This is a genomic window from Streptomyces sp. NPDC048664, from assembly GCF_040650555.1.
GTDB lineage: Bacteria > Actinomycetota > Actinomycetes > Streptomycetales > Streptomycetaceae > Streptomyces.
In genome coordinates, this window is sequence record NZ_JBEZHK010000034.1 from 46614 (window position 1) to 63711 (window position 17098).

Consider the following 17098-nt stretch of genomic DNA (forward strand, 5'->3'; position numbering starts at 1 on the left):
CTGACGAGACATCAGGGAGAACGGTGACATCTCGCGCCCGGCGGTTGAGAACGGCACTGACAGTCCTGACAGCCTGGAGCGCGCTGACCGGCGCGGCCCTCACCGGGGCCGGACCGGCCAGTTCGACTCCCGAGGCCCGTGCGATCGCGCCGGGCGTCAGATACAGCGAGTTCGACGTGCGGGGGGCGCACGGCGTCGCCCGCGCGCATCTGCTCACCGTCGACCTTCGCGACCCGCGGGTGCGGATCGGCCTGCTGCACCCGCGGACCGTCGCGGCCCGCGCCAGGGTGTCCTGGCTGGTCGCGGCCCAGCGCGCGGTGGCCGGGGTCAACGGCGACTTCTTCGACATCTCCGAGATCCAGCACCCGGGGGTCGAGGCGACCGGCTCCCCCGTCGGTCCGGCGATCGCGGACGGGCACGCGCTCAAGTCGGCCGTGCCGCGCGGGCAGCGGTTCGGGCCCGCGCTGCCGTCGGGCGCGTCCACCGAGGACGTGCTGGGGGTGGGCACCGACCGTGTCGCCCGCCTCGACCGGCTGTCCCTGGCGGGTTCGGTCGCCACGCCACGAGGCGGTCTCACGCTGCGCGGGCTCAACCAGTACGCGCTGCCGCGGAACGCGATCGGGGCGTACACCTCGGCCTGGGGCAGGGCCTCCCGGCTGCGGGCCGCGTGCGGCACCGACGAGGACCGGGGCGCGCCCTGCGACCGGGACACCTACGAGGTGACGCTCCGGCACGGCCGGGTCGTCGCCACGGCCGGCACTCCCGGCAGGGGCCCCGTCGCGGCCGGTACGACGGTCCTGGTGGGCCGCGAGGCAGGAGCGCGGCGGCTGCGGGGGCTGCGGCGGGGGGACCCGGTGCGCGTGGCGGCCCGCCTGGTCGCCGCGTCGTCCGGCGTGCCGTACCTGTTCGCGATCGGCGGTTTCCCCGTGCTGCGCGACGGCGTGCCGGTGGGCGGGCTCGACGGGTCCGCGCCCGCGGTGCGCACGGCGGTGGGTGTCGCGGACGGCGGGCACCGTCTGATGCTTCTCGCGCTGGACGGTGCGCGCGCCTACCGGCAGGGGCTCTCCGTCGCGGAACTGGCGGCCGTTCTGCGGGGGTTGGGAGCGGCGCAGGGGTTCAACCTCGATGGCGGGGGTTCCTCGACGATGGTCACCCGGTCGCCCGGCACCGGCCGGGTCGTCGTGCGCAATCACCCCAGCACCGGGGTGGAACGGGCGGTGCCCGACGGGATCGGGGTGTTCTCGGGGTGAGGGAGGTCAGGGGTGCAGACCGCTGACCAGTTGGGCCGTGGCCGCGAGGCCCTGGTGGATCGTCGGGGCCATGCTCGAACTCGCCAGGAAGAAGCCGAGCATCATGCAGATGATGGCGTGCGAGACCTTCAACGCGCCGTTGCGCATGAAGATCACCGCGATGAACAGGAGCAACAGCACCACTGAGACGGAAACGGCCATCGTGAACCTCCTCCACCGCGCCCACTTTCGCGGCTTCCGGCGGCAAGTGTGGCGCAGTGGAGGGTTCGTCCGGGCGGATGACGTGTCCGCCGAACGAGTGGTTCTGAGCTTGTTCCCGGATCAGGCGGGTGGTTCCAGACCGACGAGCGTGCTCAGGGCCTCGCGGTGGGCGCCCGCGGTCCCGTACGCGATCGAGTCCGCCTTCGCCCGCTTCAGGTACAGGTGGACCGGGTGCTCCCAGGTCATGCCGATCCCGCCGTGCAACTGGAGGCACTCCTCGGCGACATGGACGGCGACGGGCGCCGCGTACGCCTCGGCCACCGCGACCGCGACGTCCGTGTCCTCGCTGCCGGTGGCGAGCGCGTCGGCGGCGTTGCGAGCCGCGGCCCGCAGGTTGACCACCTCGAGCCACAGTTGGGCCAGCCGGTGCTTGAGCGCCTGGAACCCGCCGACGGGCCGGTTGAACTGCCTGCGCTCCTTCAGATAGCGCACCGTCTCGGTCAGGCACCAGTCGGCGACGCCGAGTTGCTCGGAGGCCAGCAGCCCGGCCCCCGCGCGCAGGGCGCGTCGTACGGCGGTCGGCGCGTCGTCGGTGAGGCGGCGCCCGGTCGCCCCGTCCAGATCGACCGTGGCCAGCGGCCGGGTCAGGTCGAGGGAGGTCTGCGGGGTGAGGGTCACCGTGTCCGTGTCGGAGGTGGACACGGCGTACAGCCCGCCGTCCTCGGCGGGGACCAGCAGCACGTCGGCGTGGGCGGCGTCCGCCACGGCGGTCACCCGGCCGTGCAGGGTGCCCTGCCGCGACCGTACGAGCGTGTGCGGCCCGTCGGGCCGGTCCGCCAGGCCGACCGCGAGCGCGGCGACCGTCCGGCCGGCGGCGAGTTCGCCCAGCAGCGCCGCCGCCTCCTCGCCCGGGCAGGCGAGCAGGGCCTCGGTCGCCACGACGGCGCTGGTCAGATACGGCACCGGCGCGACCGCTCGCCCCAGCTCCTCCAGGACGACGGCCGCTTCACGATGCGAGGCGCCCTGACCGCCGAGGGCCTCGGGCACGAGGAGTCCGGCGAGTCCCATGTCGGTGGCGAGTGTCTTCCACAGCGAGGGGTCCCGCGGGGTGTCCGACTCGACGCGGGCGAGGACGTCCGCGGGACCGCAGTGGTCGGCGAGGAGCCCCCGGACCGCCGTGCGCAGCGCCTCCTCCTCCGGCGAGTAGAGCAGATCGGTCATCGGGCCAGGTCCTTCCAGGCGACGTCCTTGTCGGTGCGCGGCTCGGCGGGCAGCCCGAGGACGCGTTCGGCGACGATGTTCAGCAGGACCTCGCTGGTCCCGCCCTCGATGCTGTTGCCCTTGGAGCGCAGGTAGCGGTATCCGGCGTCACGGCCGGTGAAGTCGACGAGTTCGGGTCGGCGCATCGTCCAGTCGTCGTACGACAGCCCCTCCTCGGCGAGGAGTTCGACCTCGAGGCCGCTGATCTCCTGGTTGAGACGGGCGAAGGCGAGCTTCGCACCGGAGCCCTCAGGACCCGGCTGGCCGGCCACCAGCTGCTGGCGCAGCCGCTCGCCGGTGAGCCGGGCGACCTCGGCCTCGACCCACAACGTCAGCAGCCGCTGGTGCAGTTCGTGCGTGCGCAGGTCGGGGCGTTCGCGCCAGGTCCTGGCGACCGGGCCGATCATGCCGCCTTCGCGCGGCAGGCGCATGCCGCCGATGGACACGCGCTCGTTCATCAGGGTGGTCTGCGCGACGCGCCAGCCGTCGCCGACCTCGCCGAGGCGGCGGGAGTCGGGGACGCGGACACCGGTGAGGAAGACCTCGTTGAACTCCGCCTCCCCGGTGATCTGCCGCAGGGGCCGCACCTCGACGCCGGGGTCGGTCATGTCGCAGATGAAGTAGGTGATGCCCTGGTGCTTGGGCACGTCCGGGTCGGTGCGGGCGATGAGGATGGCCCAGCGGGCGACATGGGCGCTGGAGGTCCACACCTTCTGGCCGTCGACCACCCAGTCGCCCGTCTCGTCGCGCACGGCGCGGGTGCGCAGGGCGGCGAGGTCGGAGCCCGCGCCCGGCTCGCTGAACAGCTGGCACCACACCTCCTCGCCCAGCCACAGGGGCCTGAGATAGCGCTCCTTCTGCTCCTGGGTGCCGTACTGGAGGATCGTCGGCGCGGCCATGCCCAGGCCGATGCCGATACGCCGCGGATCGTTGTCCGGGGCGCCCGCGGCCTGGAGTTCCGCGTCCACGACCGCCTGGAGCGAGCGGGGGGCGCCGAGGCCGCCGAGGCCGGGCGGGTAGTGCACCCAGGCGAGCCCGGCGTCGAAGCGGGCGCGCAGGAAGTCCTGGCGCTCGGTGGTGGCGGGCGGGTGCGCCGCCAGCAACTCGCGTGTGAGTCGGAGGAGTTCGGTGGTGTCGGTCATGCCCTGGCTCCGTCCTGGGGGACGATCGCGATCCTGCCGGTGCTCCTGCCGTCGGCCACGCGCTGGACCGCTGCGGCGGCCTCGTCGAGCGGCACGCGCTCGCTGACGAGGGGCTTGACGGCGCCCGTGGCCGCGAGTGCGGTGAGCTGCTCGTGGCAGTGCTCGATCAGCTTCGGGTTCCTGGTGTTGTACAGGCCCCAGTGCAGACCGAGGATCGAGTAGTTCTTGACGAGGGCGTGGTTGAGCGCCGGGCTGGGGATGGTGCCGCCGGCGAAGCCGACCACGACGATCCGGCCCTCGAAGGCGACGACCTTCGTGGACTGGGTGTACGCCTCACCGCCGACCGGGTCGTACACGACGTCCACTCCCCGGCCGCCGGTGGCCTCCTTCACGGTGGCGACGACGTCCTGCGCCCGCCGGTCGACCACGACGTCGCAGCCGAGCCTGCGTGCCACGGCGGCCTTCTCGGCGCCGCCGACGACGCCGATGACGGCGGCGCCCGCCGCCTTGCCCAGCTGGACGGCCGCGCTGCCCACGCCACCGGCGGCGGCGTGCACGAGCAGCGTCTCGCCCGCCTGGAGTCCGGCTCGCCGGTGCAGGCCGAACCAGCCGGTCTGGTAGCCGATGTGCAGGGCGGCGGCCTCGGCGTCGTCCAGCGAGTCCGGCGCCGGCAGCACGGCCGCGGCGTCGGCGACGGTGTACTCGGCGAAACCGCCGTACGGCAGTGCGGGGTTGGCGATGACCCGGCGTCCGTCCTCGGTCTCGCCGCAGACCTCCACACCGGGGGTGAAGGGCAGCGGGGGCCGGATCTGGTACTGGCCGCGGCACAGCAGGGCGTCGGGGAAGTTGATGTTCGCGGCGCGCACCCTGAGCAGGACCTGACCCGCCGCGGGCGTGGGCCGGTCCACCTCCCTCAGCCGCATCACGTCGTTCGGCTCGCCGTTCTCGTGCACTTGCCATGCCTGCATCGCGGGGGCCCTCCAGGCGTCGTCAGACCGGAATCCCTCGCATACTAAGCGGTCGCTTGCTCATCAGGGAACAGGCGGGACCCGCCGGGGCCGTCACGCGTGTCGCGGGCGGGGTCGCGCCCGCACGTGCATCCGTTCGCCCTGGGGTCCGAACAGGCTGAGGAACTCCACCGGCCCCTCACCCGTCGAGCCGAACCAGTGCGGGACACGGGTGTCGAACTCGGCCGCCTCCCCCGCGCCCAGCACCACGTCGTGCTCGCCCAGCACCAGCCGCAGCCGCCCGGACAGGACGTACAGCCATTCGTAGCCCTCGTGCGTGCGGGGATCCGGCTCCAGCCTGCGCCTCGGTTCGAGGACCTTGAAGGCCTGCAGCCCACCGGGCTGACGGGTGAGCGGCCAGTGCGTGCGCCCCTCGCGCACCACCGGTTCGGCACGCACCCGCGGGTCGCCGACCGGCGGGGCGCCGACCAGTTCGTCAAGCGGCACCTGGTGGGCGCGCGCGATCGGCAGCAGCAGTTCCAGGCTCGGTCTGCGCAGGCCGGACTCCAGGCGCGAGAGGGTGCTGACGGAGATGCCGGTGGCCTCGGACAGCCCGGCGAGCGTCACCTCCCGCTCCTTGCGCAGGCGGCGCAGCCGGGGGCCCACACCTGCCAGCACCTCGTCCGTGCCGCTGTCGACACCGCTGTCCGCACTCATGACCGCATTGCAGATCCGGCAACCCGCTTTGTCAATCTCGCACGGTACGGACCACCGTCGTAGCGTGGAGGGCATGCTGCTGAGCCGGCTCGCCCGAGTGTCCCGGGAGGTCGCCGCCACGTCGGCGCGATCCAGGAAGATCACGCTGCTCGCCGAGCTGTTCCGGGCCGCCGAGGCGGACGACGTCCCCGTCGTCATCCCCTACCTGGCCGGGCGGTTGCCGCAGGGACGCCTCGGCCTCGGCTGGAAGCTGCTCGGCCGGCGGGTGGAACCCGCGGACGAGCCCGCCCTCACGGTGCGCGAGGTCGACGCCCTGCTCACCCGGATCGGCGCCGTCACCGGAACCGGCTCCCAGGCCGAACGGGGACGGCTGGTGGAAGCGCTCATGGCGGCGGCCACCGAGGACGAGCAGCGCTACCTGACGGGCCTGCTCACCGGCGAGGTGCGCCAGGGCGCCCTCGACGCCCTCGCCGCCGAGGGGCTGGCCGAGGCGACGGGCGCCGACCCCGGGCACGTACGGCGGGCCGTGATGCTCGCGGGCTCGCTCCAGGCGGTGGCGCGGGCCCTGCTCCGCGACGGCCCCGCGGCCCTCGCGGAGTTCCGGCTCACGGTGGGCCGCCCGGTCCAGCCGATGCTCGCCCGGAGCGCGTCCTCGGTCCCCGAGGCGGTCGAACGGCTGGGCGCCTGCGCCGTGGAGGAGAAGCTCGACGGCGTCCGGGTCCAGGTGCACCGGGACGGCGACGAGGTGCGCGTGCACACCCGCACCCTGGACGACATCACCGGGCGGCTGCCGGAGGTGGCCTCGGCCGCCCTGGCTCTGGCGGGCGAGCGGTTCATCCTGGACGGCGAGGTCATCGCCCTGGACGAGCGGGGGCGCCCGCGCTCGTTCCAGGAGACCGCCGGGCGTGTCGGTTCCCGCCTGGACGTGCCGACGGCCGCCGCGGCCGTCCCCGTGTCCCCCGTGTTCTTCGACGCGCTGTCCGTGGACGGCCGCGACCTGCTCGATCTGGCCTTCGCGGACCGCCACGCCGAGCTGGCCCGGCTGGTCCCGGAACCGATGCGGGTACGGCGCCTGGTCGTGGACGGTCCGGCGCAGGTGGCCGCCGCGGAGGACTTTCTGGCCCGGACCCTGGAGCGGGGCCATGAGGGTGTGGTGGTCAAGGCCCTCGACGCCCCCTACAGCGCGGGCCGGCGCGGCGCCGGCTGGCTCAAGGTCAAGCCCGTGCACACCCTGGACCTGGTGGTGCTGGCGGCCGAGTGGGGCCATGGGCGCCGCAGCGGCAGGCTGTCCAACCTGCATCTGGGCGCGCCGGCGGCGGACGGGTCCCTCGCGATGCTCGGCAAGACGTTCAAGGGCATGACGGACGCGATGCTCGCGTGGCAGACCGAGCGGCTCACCGCGCTGGCCGTGCACGACGACGGCCATGTGGTGACCGTACGCCCCGAACTCGTCGTCGAGATCGCCTACGACGGGCTGCAACGCTCGACCCGCTACCCGGCGGGTGTGACGCTGAGGTTCGCCCGGGTCGTGCGCTACCGGGAGGACAAGACTCCGCGGGAGGCCGACACCGTGGAGGCGCTGCTGGCCGCGCACCCCGGAATCTCGCCGTGAGCGGGCGGAGCCGGCGCAGCGCCGGTCTGCTGCTGTTCCGGCGCACCGGTCACGGCCCGGAGGTCCTGCTCGGGCACATGGGCGGTCCGTTCTTCGCCGGGCGCGACAGCGGGGCGTGGACCGTGCCCAAGGGCGAGTACGGCGCCGAGGAGACACCCTGGGACGCCGCGCGCCGTGAGTTCCGGGAGGAGCTGGGGCTGCCGCCGCCCCCGGGCCGGGCCGTCGCGCTCGGCGAGGTGCGGCAGACGGGCGGCAAGACGGTCACGGCCTGGGCCGTCGAGGCGGACCTCGACCCGGCCGCGGTCGTGCCGGGCACCTTCACCATGGAGTGGCCCCCGAGGTCGGGGCGGACGCGGGAGTTCCCCGAACTGGACCGGGTCGGGTGGTTCGGCCTGGGCCGGGCCCGCGAGCTGATCGTGACGGCGCAGCGGGAGTTCCTCGACCGGCTGGCGGAGCACGCCCGACAGGCCGGCCCGGCGGGCTGAACGGGATCGTCCGCCCGGTCGTCAGCGCCGACACGCGGGCCCAGCGGGCGGGTCCGGCGGGCGGCGCGGCGCGCGGCGGTCGTGTTGCGGTGGCCACCGGGGCCCGCGAAGGTCGGAACAGGCCCAGTCCCCCGGAGGTCAGCCATGCCCATCGCCACCGTCGACCCGGCGACCGGCCAGACGCTCGAGACGTACGACCCGATGGGCGAGGAGGAGATCGAGCGCAGGCTCGCCGTCGCCGACGCCGCGTTCCGCCACCACCGCACGACCACGTTCGCCGAACGGGCGCTGCGCATGCGCAGGGCCGCCGACCTGCTCGACGCGGACGCGCCCGAGATCGCCCGGGTGATGACCACCGAGATGGGCAAGCCCGTCAAGCAGGCCCGGGCCGAGGCGCTCAAGTGCGCCAAGGCGATGCGCTGGTACGCCGAGCACGCCGAGGAGCTGCTCGCGGACGAGGAGCCCGCCGAGCGGGACGTGGCGGACTCGGGTGCCGCCTGGGCGCTGGTGCGCTACCGGCCGCTGGGTCCGGTGCTCGCCGTGATGCCGTGGAACTTCCCGCTGTGGCAGGTGATCAGGTTCGCGGCGCCCGCGCTGATGGCGGGGAACGTGGGGCTGCTCAAGCACGCCTCGAACGTGCCGCGGACCGCGCTGTACCTGGAGGACCTGTTCCGCAACGCGGGCTTTCCCGAGGGCTGCTTCCAGACCCTGCTGATCGGCTCCGGCGCGGTCGAGGGGGTCCTGCGCGACCCCCGGATCAAGGCGGCGACGCTCACCGGGAGCGAGCCCGCGGGCCGTGCGGTGGCCTCGGTCGCCGGGGACGAGATCAAGAAGACGGTCCTCGAACTGGGCGGCAGCGACCCGTTCGTCGTGATGCCGTCCGCGGACGTCGAACGGGCCGCCGAGGTCGCGGTGACCGCGCGGGTGCAGAACAACGGGCAGTCGTGCATCGCCGCCAAGCGGTTCATCGTGCACACGGACGTGTTCGAGGCGTTCGCCGAGCGGTTCACGGCGGGGATGAGGGCGCTGCGGACCGGCGACCCGCAGGACGAGGACACCGATGTCGGACCGCTCTCCACCGAGCAGGGGCGCGCCGACGTGGAGGAGCTGGTGGACGACGCGGTGGCGGGCGGCGCGACGGTGCTGTGCGGTGGTGCGCGGCCCGAGGGGCCCGGCTGGTTCTATCCGCCGACGGTCCTCGCCGACGTGTCGCCGCGGATGCGCATCCACCACGAGGAGGCGTTCGGGCCCGTCGCCACGCTGTATCGCGTGGCGGATCTGGACGAGGCCGTGGCGATCGCGAACGACAGCCCGTTCGGGCTCAGCTCGAACGTGTGGACGCACAACGGGGTCGAGGTGGACCGTTTCGTACGGGATCTGGAGGCCGGGGCCGTGTACATCAACGGGATGACGGCTTCTCATCCCGGACTCCCGTTCGGCGGGGTCAAGCGGTCGGGCTACGGCCGTGAGCTGTCGGGACACGGAATCCGCGAGTTCTGCAACATCACCACCGTGTGGCACGGCGCGTGAGCGTTCCGCGATTACGATCCCTCGGTATGAACCGCGAAGTGACCCTGCCCCTGATCGTCGACCACCACGGCACGTTGCAGGTGTCCGCCGCGGATGTGAGCAAACTGCTGCGCACGCTGGGGGGACGGTGGGTGCGGCTGGTGGAGGCCGGGGAGGGCGGACTGGACGAGGACACGGTGGCCGCGCTCACGATCGAGCTGGCGAAGCTGGCGGACCGCATCGACGTGGCGTGCATCGCGCACAGCTCGTCCCGCTGAGCGGCGCCCCCGCCGGTGCGGGGTGGGACCTCGCGCGGCTGTCGCGCCCCTGATCGGGGCGGCGGTCACTCCGCGTGATTCGCTGGAGTGGAGTACGTCGGCGCGATATCCGCGGCCCGGCGGGTGATCGTGGGTGGGCACCCGCCGGGGACGGAGGTTCCCCGCCAAGGCGAAAGAAGGCGCGCTCCATGGCGACTCTGTGCAGACCCGCGGTCTCCGTTCCGGAACATGTGATCACGATGGAGGACACGCTCGAACTGGCGCGTGCCCATCACCCGGACCACCCCCAACTCCCGCTGGCCCTGCGGCTGATCGAGAACACCGGGGTCAGGACCCGGCACATCGTGCAGCCCATCGAGGAGACGCTGAAGCACCCCGGCTTCGAGGAGCGCAACAACCTCTACGAGGCCGAGGCGAAGGCCCGTGTGCCCGCGGTCGTGCAGCGGGCGCTGGACGACGCCGAACTGCTCACCACCGACATCGACGTGATCATCTACGTGTCGTGCACCGGGTTCATGATGCCCTCGCTCACGGCCTGGCTGATCAACTCGATGGCCTTCAGCACCGACACCCGCCAGATACCCATAGCCCAGTTGGGCTGTGCCGCGGGCGGCGCTGCCATCAACCGGGCGCACGACTTCTGCACCGCCTACCCCGACGCCAACGCGCTGGTCGTGGCCTGCGAGTTCTGTTCGCTGTGCTACCAGCCCACGGACCTCGGCGTCGGATCGCTGCTCTCCAACGGCCTGTTCGGCGACGGTGTCGCCGCGGCGGTCGTCCGGGGCAGGGGCGGGACCGGCATCAAGCTGGAGCGCAACGGCTCGTACCTGATCCCCAAGACCGAGGAGTGGATCGCGTACGACGTCCGGGCCACCGGCTTCCACTTCCTGCTGGACAAGCGGGTGCCGACCACCATGGAACCACTCGCCCCCGCGTTGAAGGAGCTGGCGGGCAAGCACGGCTGGGACGCCTCCGACCTCGACTTCTACATCATCCACGCGGGCGGCCCGCGGATCCTGGACGACCTGAGCAAGTTCCTGCGGGTGCCGCCGGAGGCCTTCCGCTTCAGCCGGGCCACGCTCACCGAGTACGGCAACATCGCGAGCGCCGTCGTCCTGGACGCGCTGCGCCGGCTGTTCGAGGCGGGGGGCGCCGAGCACACGGCGCGCGGGCTGCTGGCCGGGTTCGGGCCGGGCATCACCGCGGAGATGGCTCTGGGCCGCTGGCACATCTCCGGCAACGGAAGCAGATGAGATGAGCGAACAGACGATCACCCCTGCCGACGCCGGACTCGGATCGGCGCTTGCCGAACTGGCGCGCGAGGACGGGCCGGTGGCCCGAGCAGCCCCCCGTCTCGTCCCGCGCGGCGAGGCGGGCGACCCGGCGGATCCGGCCGGTGCGGCGCTGCACCGCGCGGTCGCCCCCGCCTTCACGGCGCCGGCCGCCGACCGGGTGCGCGAGCGCGCCCGCTGGATGCTCGGCGAGCTCGTCGACGAACTGCTCCAGGACGGGCCGCCCGCGGACCTGCTCGCGAGTGTGGTGCGGCCCTTCACCCTCGCCGTCGTCTGCGAGCTGATGGGCGTCCCGGCCGCCGACCGGCAGAACACGCACAGCTGGACCCACCTCGCGCTGTCCTCCCCGCCGGGCTCCCGGGTCGGTGAGCGCGCGGCGGAGGAGATGAGCACGTACTTCGCCGCTCTCGTCGGCCTGCGTGAGGGAAGCGGCGGGCAGGACGTCACCTCGCTGCTCGGCGCGGCGGTCGGCCGGGGCGAGGTCGCGCCGGACGAGGCGGTGGGGCTGTGCGTGCTCCTGCAGCTGGGCGGCGAGGCGCTCGCGGAGGGGATCGGACAGCTGTTCCATGTGCTGCTGACCCGTCCGGAGCTGGCCGACCGGCTGCGGGCGGCCGAGCCGGAGCGCAGGGCCCGGGCCGTCGGCGAGTTGCTGGGCCGCATCCTGCGCCCCGATCCGGGCGGCCTCGCGGGCGCCACCGCCGTTCTCGTCGTGGACGCCCTGCTGGACCGGGTGCCGGCCCTGCGGCTCGTGGTGCCCCCGGACCAGGTGCGGCTTCGCGCGGGCGCGTTCCTGCGCGGGCCCGAGGCGCTGCCGGTGGCGTGGTGAGCGGGCGATGACGGCGACGGAGGGACTCCTGGTGCCACCGGGGCACGGCCGGGTGGTGCGGACCCCTGCCCAGCACGTGACGTTCAAGGTCACGGGCTCGCACTCGCGGGCTGCGTCCACGTTCGAGGTGATCGTGCCGCCTGGGTTCGACGTGGGCGCCCATGTGCACACCCGCAGCGAGGAGTTGTTCTACGTGCTGGAGGGCGAGCTGGACGTGCTCGCCTTCGAGCCGCTGGTGCGGACCCCCGACAACTGGCAGAAGTGGGAGTCGAGTTCGGGCAACCGGGTGGTGCGGGCCACGCCGGGCACCGTCATCGTCGTGCCGCCCGGCTGCCCGCACGCCTTCGCCAACCCGACCGAGGACCCCGCGAAGGTGTTCTTCCAGGCCTCCCCGCCGCCCGACCACGAGCGCTACTTCGAGGAGCTCCTGGACATCCTGGGCGGCGGGGGGCCGCCGGACCGGGCGGCGATCGAGGCGCTGCGCCGACGGTACGACATCGAGCAGCTCACCCCGCTCCAGCACCGCTGAGCCGCCCGGCGCGCCCAGGACCCGGTCAGCGGATGGGCATCCCGGCGAGGGTACGCGCGATCACCAGCCGCTGGACCTCGCTCGTGCCCTCGAAGATCGTGTAGATGGCGCTGTCGCGGTGCATCCGCTCCACCGGGTACTCCCGCGTGTAGCCGTTGCCGCCCAGGATCTGGATGGCCTGGGCCGTGACCTTCTTCGCCGTCTCGCTGGCGAACAGCTTGGACATGGAGCCCTCGGCCGCCGTGAACGGCTTGCCGTTCACGGCCATCCACGAGGCCCGCCACACCAGCAGCCGCGCGGCGTCGATCTGGGTCCGCATGTCCGCGAGCTGGAAGGCGACACCCTGGTTGTCGATGATCGGGCGCCCGAACTGCTCGCGCGTGCGGGCGTAGTCGAGGGCCACCTCGTAGGCGGCGCGGGCCGTGCCCACCGCCATCGCGCCCACGGCCGGGCGGGACGCCTCGAACGTGGCCATGGCCGCGTTCTTGACGCGCTCCCCGCCCGCCTTCGCCCTCTCGCGGGCGCGGGCGAGCCGCTCGTCCAGCTTCTCCTTGCCGCCGAGCAGGCAGGAGCCGGGCACCCGGACGTCGTCGAGGATCACCTCGGCGGTGTGCGAGGCGCGGATGCCGTGCTTCTTGAACTTCTGGCCCTGGGCCAGGCCCGGGGTGCCCGGCGGGACGATGAAGGAGGCGTGGCCCTTCGAGCCCAGCTCCGGGTCCACGACCGCGACCACGACATGGACGTTGGCGATGCCGCCGTTGGTCGCCCAGGTCTTGGTGCCGCTCAGCACCCACTCGTCCTTGGCCTCGTCGTACACGGCGCGCGTGCGCATCGAGGCCACGTCGGAGCCGGCGTCGGGCTCGGACGAGCAGAAGGCGGCCACCTTCACGTCGTCGACGTCGCCGTACATCTGGGGGATCCAGGTGCCGATCTGCTCCTCGGTCCCGTTGGCGAGGACGCCCACGGCGGCGAGGCCGGTGCCCACGATGGACAGCGCGATGCCCGCGTCGCCCCAGAACAGCTCCTCCATGGCCGTCGGGATGCCGAGCCCGGTGGGGTCGAAGTACTGCTGGGCGTAGAAGTCGAGGGAGTAGATGCCGACCTTGGCGGCCTCCTGGATGACCGGCCAGGGAGTCTCCTCACGCTCGTCCCATTCGGCGGCCGCGGGGCGGATGACGTCGGCGGCGAAGCCGTGCAGCCAGTCCCGGACCTCCTTCTGTTCGTCGTTGAGCTCCATGGTGAACTCGGCCATGTCCCCTCCAGCACTGCGCTAGCATGTTACTTGCGGTAACTTCAGTCTGTTACTCGCCAGTAGGAAAGTCAACTCCCGACGGCGGGCCGGGTCGCGGCGGAACGTGTGGCTCCGCGGTCGGCAGCTCGTTCGATCCCGGCCCGCGTTTCAGTGTTAGTTTGCGCAGGCGTCACCAGATACAGCACGGGTGGGGAGAGACCATGGACACCACACAGCGGACCGATCAGCAGCGGTCCGCCGAACGCCGACGGCGAGAACTTCTGGAAGCCGCCGACCGAGTGGTGCTGCGCGAGGGCCCCAAGGCCTCGATGAACGCCATCGCCGCCGAGGCGGGCATCACCAAGCCGATCCTCTACCGCCACTTCGGCGACAAGGGCGGGCTGTACGCCGCGCTCGCCCAGCGCCACACGGACGCCCTGCTCGCCTCGCTGCGAGCGGCGCTGGACGCCCCGTCCGACCGGCGGGAGCGGGTCGAGGCGACACTGGACACCTATCTCGCGGCCATCGAGGCCCGGCCCCAGGTCTACCGCTTCCTGATGCATCCGGAGGAGGGCGGCTCCCAGAGCGACCAGGGCTTCGACGGCCGCCACTCCATCCCGGTACTGCGGCGCATGGGCGAGGAGCTGGGCCAGGTCATCGAGGAGCGGCTGGACCTCGGGCCGGGCACCCACCAGCTCGCCCGGATATGGGGGCACGGCGTCGTCGGGATGATGCACGCGGCGGGCGACTGGTGGCTGGGCGAGCGGCCCTGCTCCCGGACGGAGCTGGTGCACAGCCTGGCCGATCTGCTGTGGGGCCGGCTGGCCGCCGCCGGGGACCGGGTCGGCGGACCCGGCTTCTGACCGCCGGACGCCCGGCGACCCCGGCCGGCGCACGACACGGCCGGCGCGCGACGCGGTCGGCCGGGCCTGTCGGCGGGCGCGGCCGCTCAGCCGCTCCAGGGCGCCCGGGCCGCCTGCCGCATCACCCGGCGGTGGCGCCAGCCGCCCACGCGGTCCACGTACAGTCGCCCGTCCAGGTGGTCGCACTCGTGCTGGAGGCAGCGGGCGAACCACCCGGTCCCGTGAACCGTGACGGGCTCGCCCATCGCCGTGAAGCCCTCGACCACCGCGTGGTCGTAGCGCTCCGTGCCCGCCTCCAGCCCCGGCAGGGAAAGGCAGCCCTCGGGGCCGCGCAGCACCACCCCGTCCGCCTCGACGAGCCTCGGGTTCACCACATGCCCGACATGGCGGACATCGTCGTCGTCCGGGCAGTCGTACACGAACACCCGCAGCGGCTCCCCGATCTGGTTCGCCGCCAGGCCCACGCCCTGGGCGGCGTACATGGTGGCGAACATGTCCTCGACCAGTTCCGCCAGTTCGGGCCCGAACCCGGTGACCTCCGCACAGGGCGTGCGCAGGACGCCGTCGCCGAGCAGGGTGACGGGCCTCACGCGCCCTCGGGAGCCGGGGATGGAGCCGTTTCGCATGGCGGCAAGGGTACGGTCCTGGATGCCGCCCCGATGCCACGCGGGCGGTGGGGGGGGTGCCGCGGTTCGGGTGTGCGAACGGATCTCGATAGGCTGAGGTCCACACGTTGCCGGGACAGCGCGCGGCGCCGTACGCAAGGAGGATCGAGGACTGATGACAGGCAACTCGGACCCGCTGACGCCGCGGGCCAAGCTGGCCGTGACCGCGGGCAAGGCGGTCGCCGCGGCATCGCGTGCCGCGGGGCGCGGAAGCGGATCGGTCATCGGCGGCAAAGTCGCGCTCCGGCTCGACCCCGACCTCCTCGCCCGGCTCGCCCAGAACCTGGACGTCGTCCTGGTCTCCGCGACCAACGGCAAGACCACGACCACCCGCCTCATCGCCGAGGCACTGCGCGCGGCGGGCCCGGTCGTCTCCAACGCGCTCGGCGCCAACATGCCGGCGGGCATCACCTCGGCGCTGGCCGGCGGCTCGGACTCCCGGTTCGCGGTGATAGAGGTGGACGAGAAGTACCTGGCCGGCGTCGCCCGCGACACCGACCCGAAGTGCATCGCCCTGCTCAACCTCTCCCGCGACCAGCTCGACCGCGCCGCGGAGACCCGCATGCTCGCGGAGAACTGGCGGGAGGGCCTGGCCGGTTCCAAGTCGGTCGTCGTCGCCAACGCGGACGACCCGCTGGTGGTGTGGGCGGCCTCGTCCTCCCCCAACGTCATCTGGGTCGCCGCCGGGCAGATGTGGAAGGACGACGCCTGGTCGTGCCCGTCCTGCGGCGGCGTCATGCAGCGCCCCGGCGACGACTGGTACTGCGGGGACTGCGGCTTCCGCCGGCCCACCCCGTCCTGGGCCCTGTCCGGCGACCACGTGCTGGACCCGCACGGCTCCGCCTGGCCGATCCACCTCCAGCTGCCGGGCCGCGCCAACAAGGCCAACGCGGCCTCCTCGGCCGCGGTCGCCGCCGTCTTCGGCGTGCCCCCGCAGGTCGCCCTGGAACGCATGTACCACGTGCAGGCGGTGGCCGGGCGCTACGACGTCGTCCAGTTCCAGGGCCGCGACCTGCGCCTCCTCCTGGCCAAGAACCCGGCCGGCTGGCTGGAGACGTTCTCGCTGATCGACCCGCCGCCGACCCCGGTGATCCTCTCCGTGAACGCGCGCGGCGCGGACGGCACCGACACCTCCTGGCTGTGGGACGTCGACTACACCCGGCTGACCGGCCACCCGATCTTCGTGATCGGGGACCGGAAGCTGGACCTGGCCGTGCGCCTGGAGGTCGCGAACCAGTCCTTCCAGGTCTGCGACGACCTCGACCAGGCCGTCCAGCTCGCGCCGCCGGGCCGGATCGAGGTCATCGCGAACTACACCGCGTTCCAGGACCTGCGCCGCCGCGTCGGCAACTGACCACCAAGACGAAGGAGGATCATCGATGAGTGACAACAGCCTGCGTCTGGTGTGGATCTACCCGGACCTGCTGAGCACCTACGGCGACCAGGGCAACGCGCTCGTCGTCGAGCGGCGCGCCCGGCAGCGCGGTCTCGACGTGGCCCGTCTGGACGTACGCAGCGACCAGCCGATCCCCACCTCCGGGGACATCTATCTGATCGGCGGCGGCGAGGACCGTCCGCAGCGGCTCGCGGCCGAGCGGCTGCGGCGCGACGGTGGCCTGTACCGGGCCGTGGAGAACGGCGCGATCGTCTTCTCGGTCTGCGCCGGCTACCAGATCCTCGGCCACGAGTTCATCAACGACCTCGGGCAGCGCGAGCCGGGCCTCGGCCTGATCGACGTGGTGTCGGTGCGCGGCGAGGGCGAGCGGTGCGTGGGAGACGTCCTCGGGGACATCGACCCGCGCCTCGGGCTGCCCCCGCTGACCGGGTTCGAGAACCACCAGGGCGTGACCCACCTGGGGCCCACCGCCCGGCCGTTCGCGCAGGTGCGGCTCGGCAAGGGGAACGGGACGGGCGACGGCACGGAGGGCGCGTACAACGACACCGTGTTCGGTACGTACATGCACGGGCCCGTCCTGGCCCGCAACCCGCAGATCGCCGATCTGCTGCTGAAGCTGGCGCTCGACGTCAACGCGCTGCCGCCGGTGGACGACCACTGGTACGAGGCGCTGCGCAACGAGCGGATCGCCTCGGCGCAGCAGCCGGCGTAGCCTCGCACCTCCCCTCGCGCACCTGCGGTCACAGCCCGTCTGATGGGGGATGTGCGCAGGTGAGCGGGGGTGTCCGGTGGGTGGACTCGGCGACTGGCGCGCCTTCGCGCGCCGGTAGGGTGGTGGGGAACACAGCCGGACGGTGTGGTCCGGTCACCGGCCCACGTTGAGAAGGTATTCCGG

18 protein-coding genes are annotated in these 17098 nt (G+C 73.1%); 11 read left to right on the forward strand and 7 right to left on the reverse strand.

Features of this window, described 5'->3' with window-relative positions:
• The first annotated feature begins 23 nt into the window (after positions 1 to 23).
• Positions 24 to 1250: a phosphodiester glycosidase family protein gene (locus AB0C59_RS29250; RefSeq protein WP_363009839.1), complete on the forward strand. Its 1227-nt coding sequence runs from the start codon at positions 24 to 26 to the stop codon at positions 1248 to 1250.
• Positions 1251 to 1256: 6 nt separating this feature from the next.
• On the opposite strand, the gene AB0C59_RS29255 is transcribed toward AB0C59_RS29250, so the two are convergent.
• The 5 genes from AB0C59_RS29255 to AB0C59_RS29275 all read right to left on the reverse strand — a co-directional run bounded on the left by AB0C59_RS29255 (position 1257) and on the right by AB0C59_RS29275 (position 5517).
• Positions 1257 to 1451 (reverse strand): hypothetical protein, encoded by a 195-nt coding sequence (locus tag AB0C59_RS29255; protein WP_363009841.1) that lies wholly within the window; start codon positions 1449 to 1451, stop codon positions 1257 to 1259.
• A gap of 120 nt (positions 1452 to 1571) precedes the next feature.
• On the reverse strand, positions 1572 to 2672 hold the full coding sequence (locus AB0C59_RS29260; RefSeq protein ID WP_363009843.1) for an acyl-CoA dehydrogenase family protein: 1101 nt from the start codon (positions 2670 to 2672) through the stop codon (positions 1572 to 1574).
• Positions 2669 to 3853, reverse strand: a complete 1185-nt coding sequence (locus AB0C59_RS29265) for an acyl-CoA dehydrogenase family protein (protein ID WP_363009845.1) — start codon at positions 3851 to 3853, stop codon at positions 2669 to 2671. The genes AB0C59_RS29260 and AB0C59_RS29265 overlap by 4 nt, the downstream gene beginning before the upstream one ends.
• Positions 3850 to 4821: an NADPH:quinone oxidoreductase family protein gene (locus AB0C59_RS29270; protein WP_363009847.1), complete on the reverse strand. Its 972-nt coding sequence runs from the start codon at positions 4819 to 4821 to the stop codon at positions 3850 to 3852. The genes AB0C59_RS29265 and AB0C59_RS29270 overlap by 4 nt, the downstream gene beginning before the upstream one ends.
• A gap of 93 nt (positions 4822 to 4914) precedes the next feature.
• Entirely contained in the window at positions 4915 to 5517 is a 603-nt protein-coding gene (locus AB0C59_RS29275; RefSeq protein WP_363009849.1) for a cupin domain-containing protein, read from the reverse strand.
• Between the two features lie 73 nt (positions 5518 to 5590).
• On the opposite strand from AB0C59_RS29275, the gene AB0C59_RS29280 reads away from it, so the two are divergent.
• The 7 genes from AB0C59_RS29280 to AB0C59_RS29310 all read left to right on the forward strand — a co-directional run bounded on the left by AB0C59_RS29280 (position 5591) and on the right by AB0C59_RS29310 (position 12048).
• A complete protein-coding gene (locus AB0C59_RS29280; protein ID WP_363009903.1) occupies positions 5591 to 7129 on the forward strand; it encodes an ATP-dependent DNA ligase in 1539 nt (512 codons plus the stop codon).
• On the forward strand, positions 7126 to 7614 hold the full coding sequence (locus AB0C59_RS29285; protein WP_363009851.1) for an NUDIX domain-containing protein: 489 nt from the start codon (positions 7126 to 7128) through the stop codon (positions 7612 to 7614). The genes AB0C59_RS29280 and AB0C59_RS29285 overlap by 4 nt, the downstream gene beginning before the upstream one ends.
• 144 nt (positions 7615 to 7758) lie before the next feature.
• Positions 7759 to 9144 (forward strand): NADP-dependent succinic semialdehyde dehydrogenase, encoded by a 1386-nt coding sequence (locus tag AB0C59_RS29290; protein WP_363009853.1) that lies wholly within the window; start codon positions 7759 to 7761, stop codon positions 9142 to 9144.
• A 26-nt stretch (positions 9145 to 9170) separates the two neighbouring features.
• Entirely contained in the window at positions 9171 to 9401 is a 231-nt protein-coding gene (locus AB0C59_RS29295) for a DUF6213 family protein (RefSeq protein ID WP_363009855.1), read from the forward strand.
• A 74-nt stretch (positions 9402 to 9475) separates the two neighbouring features.
• Positions 9476 to 10654, forward strand: a complete 1179-nt coding sequence (locus tag AB0C59_RS29300) for a type III polyketide synthase (protein WP_363009857.1) — start codon at positions 9476 to 9478, stop codon at positions 10652 to 10654.
• A gap of 1 nt (position 10655) precedes the next feature.
• The gene (locus tag AB0C59_RS29305) at positions 10656 to 11519 is read left to right on the forward strand and encodes a hypothetical protein (RefSeq protein ID WP_363009859.1); all 864 of its coding nucleotides are present in this window, start codon (positions 10656 to 10658) and stop codon (positions 11517 to 11519) included.
• A 7-nt stretch (positions 11520 to 11526) separates the two neighbouring features.
• Positions 11527 to 12048: a cupin domain-containing protein gene (locus AB0C59_RS29310; protein WP_363009861.1), complete on the forward strand. Its 522-nt coding sequence runs from the start codon at positions 11527 to 11529 to the stop codon at positions 12046 to 12048.
• Positions 12049 to 12073: 25 nt separating this feature from the next.
• Here the strand turns inward: AB0C59_RS29310 and AB0C59_RS29315 are convergent, their stop codons facing one another.
• Entirely contained in the window at positions 12074 to 13300 is a 1227-nt protein-coding gene (locus AB0C59_RS29315; protein WP_363009863.1) for an acyl-CoA dehydrogenase family protein, read from the reverse strand.
• A gap of 200 nt (positions 13301 to 13500) precedes the next feature.
• Between AB0C59_RS29315 and AB0C59_RS29320 the strand changes: the two genes are divergently transcribed.
• On the forward strand, positions 13501 to 14142 hold the full coding sequence (locus tag AB0C59_RS29320; protein ID WP_363009865.1) for a TetR family transcriptional regulator: 642 nt from the start codon (positions 13501 to 13503) through the stop codon (positions 14140 to 14142).
• A gap of 86 nt (positions 14143 to 14228) precedes the next feature.
• On the opposite strand, the gene def is transcribed toward AB0C59_RS29320, so the two are convergent.
• A complete protein-coding gene (gene def, locus AB0C59_RS29325) occupies positions 14229 to 14768 on the reverse strand; it encodes a peptide deformylase (protein ID WP_363009867.1) in 540 nt (179 codons plus the stop codon).
• A gap of 154 nt (positions 14769 to 14922) precedes the next feature.
• Here def and AB0C59_RS29330 point away from each other — a divergent pair, with 154 nt between their 5' ends.
• Positions 14923 to 16161: a MurT ligase domain-containing protein gene (locus tag AB0C59_RS29330; RefSeq protein ID WP_363009869.1), complete on the forward strand. Its 1239-nt coding sequence runs from the start codon at positions 14923 to 14925 to the stop codon at positions 16159 to 16161.
• A gap of 25 nt (positions 16162 to 16186) precedes the next feature.
• On the forward strand, positions 16187 to 16915 hold the full coding sequence (locus tag AB0C59_RS29335; protein ID WP_363009871.1) for a glutamine amidotransferase: 729 nt from the start codon (positions 16187 to 16189) through the stop codon (positions 16913 to 16915).
• Positions 16916 to 17098 lie beyond the last annotated feature (183 nt).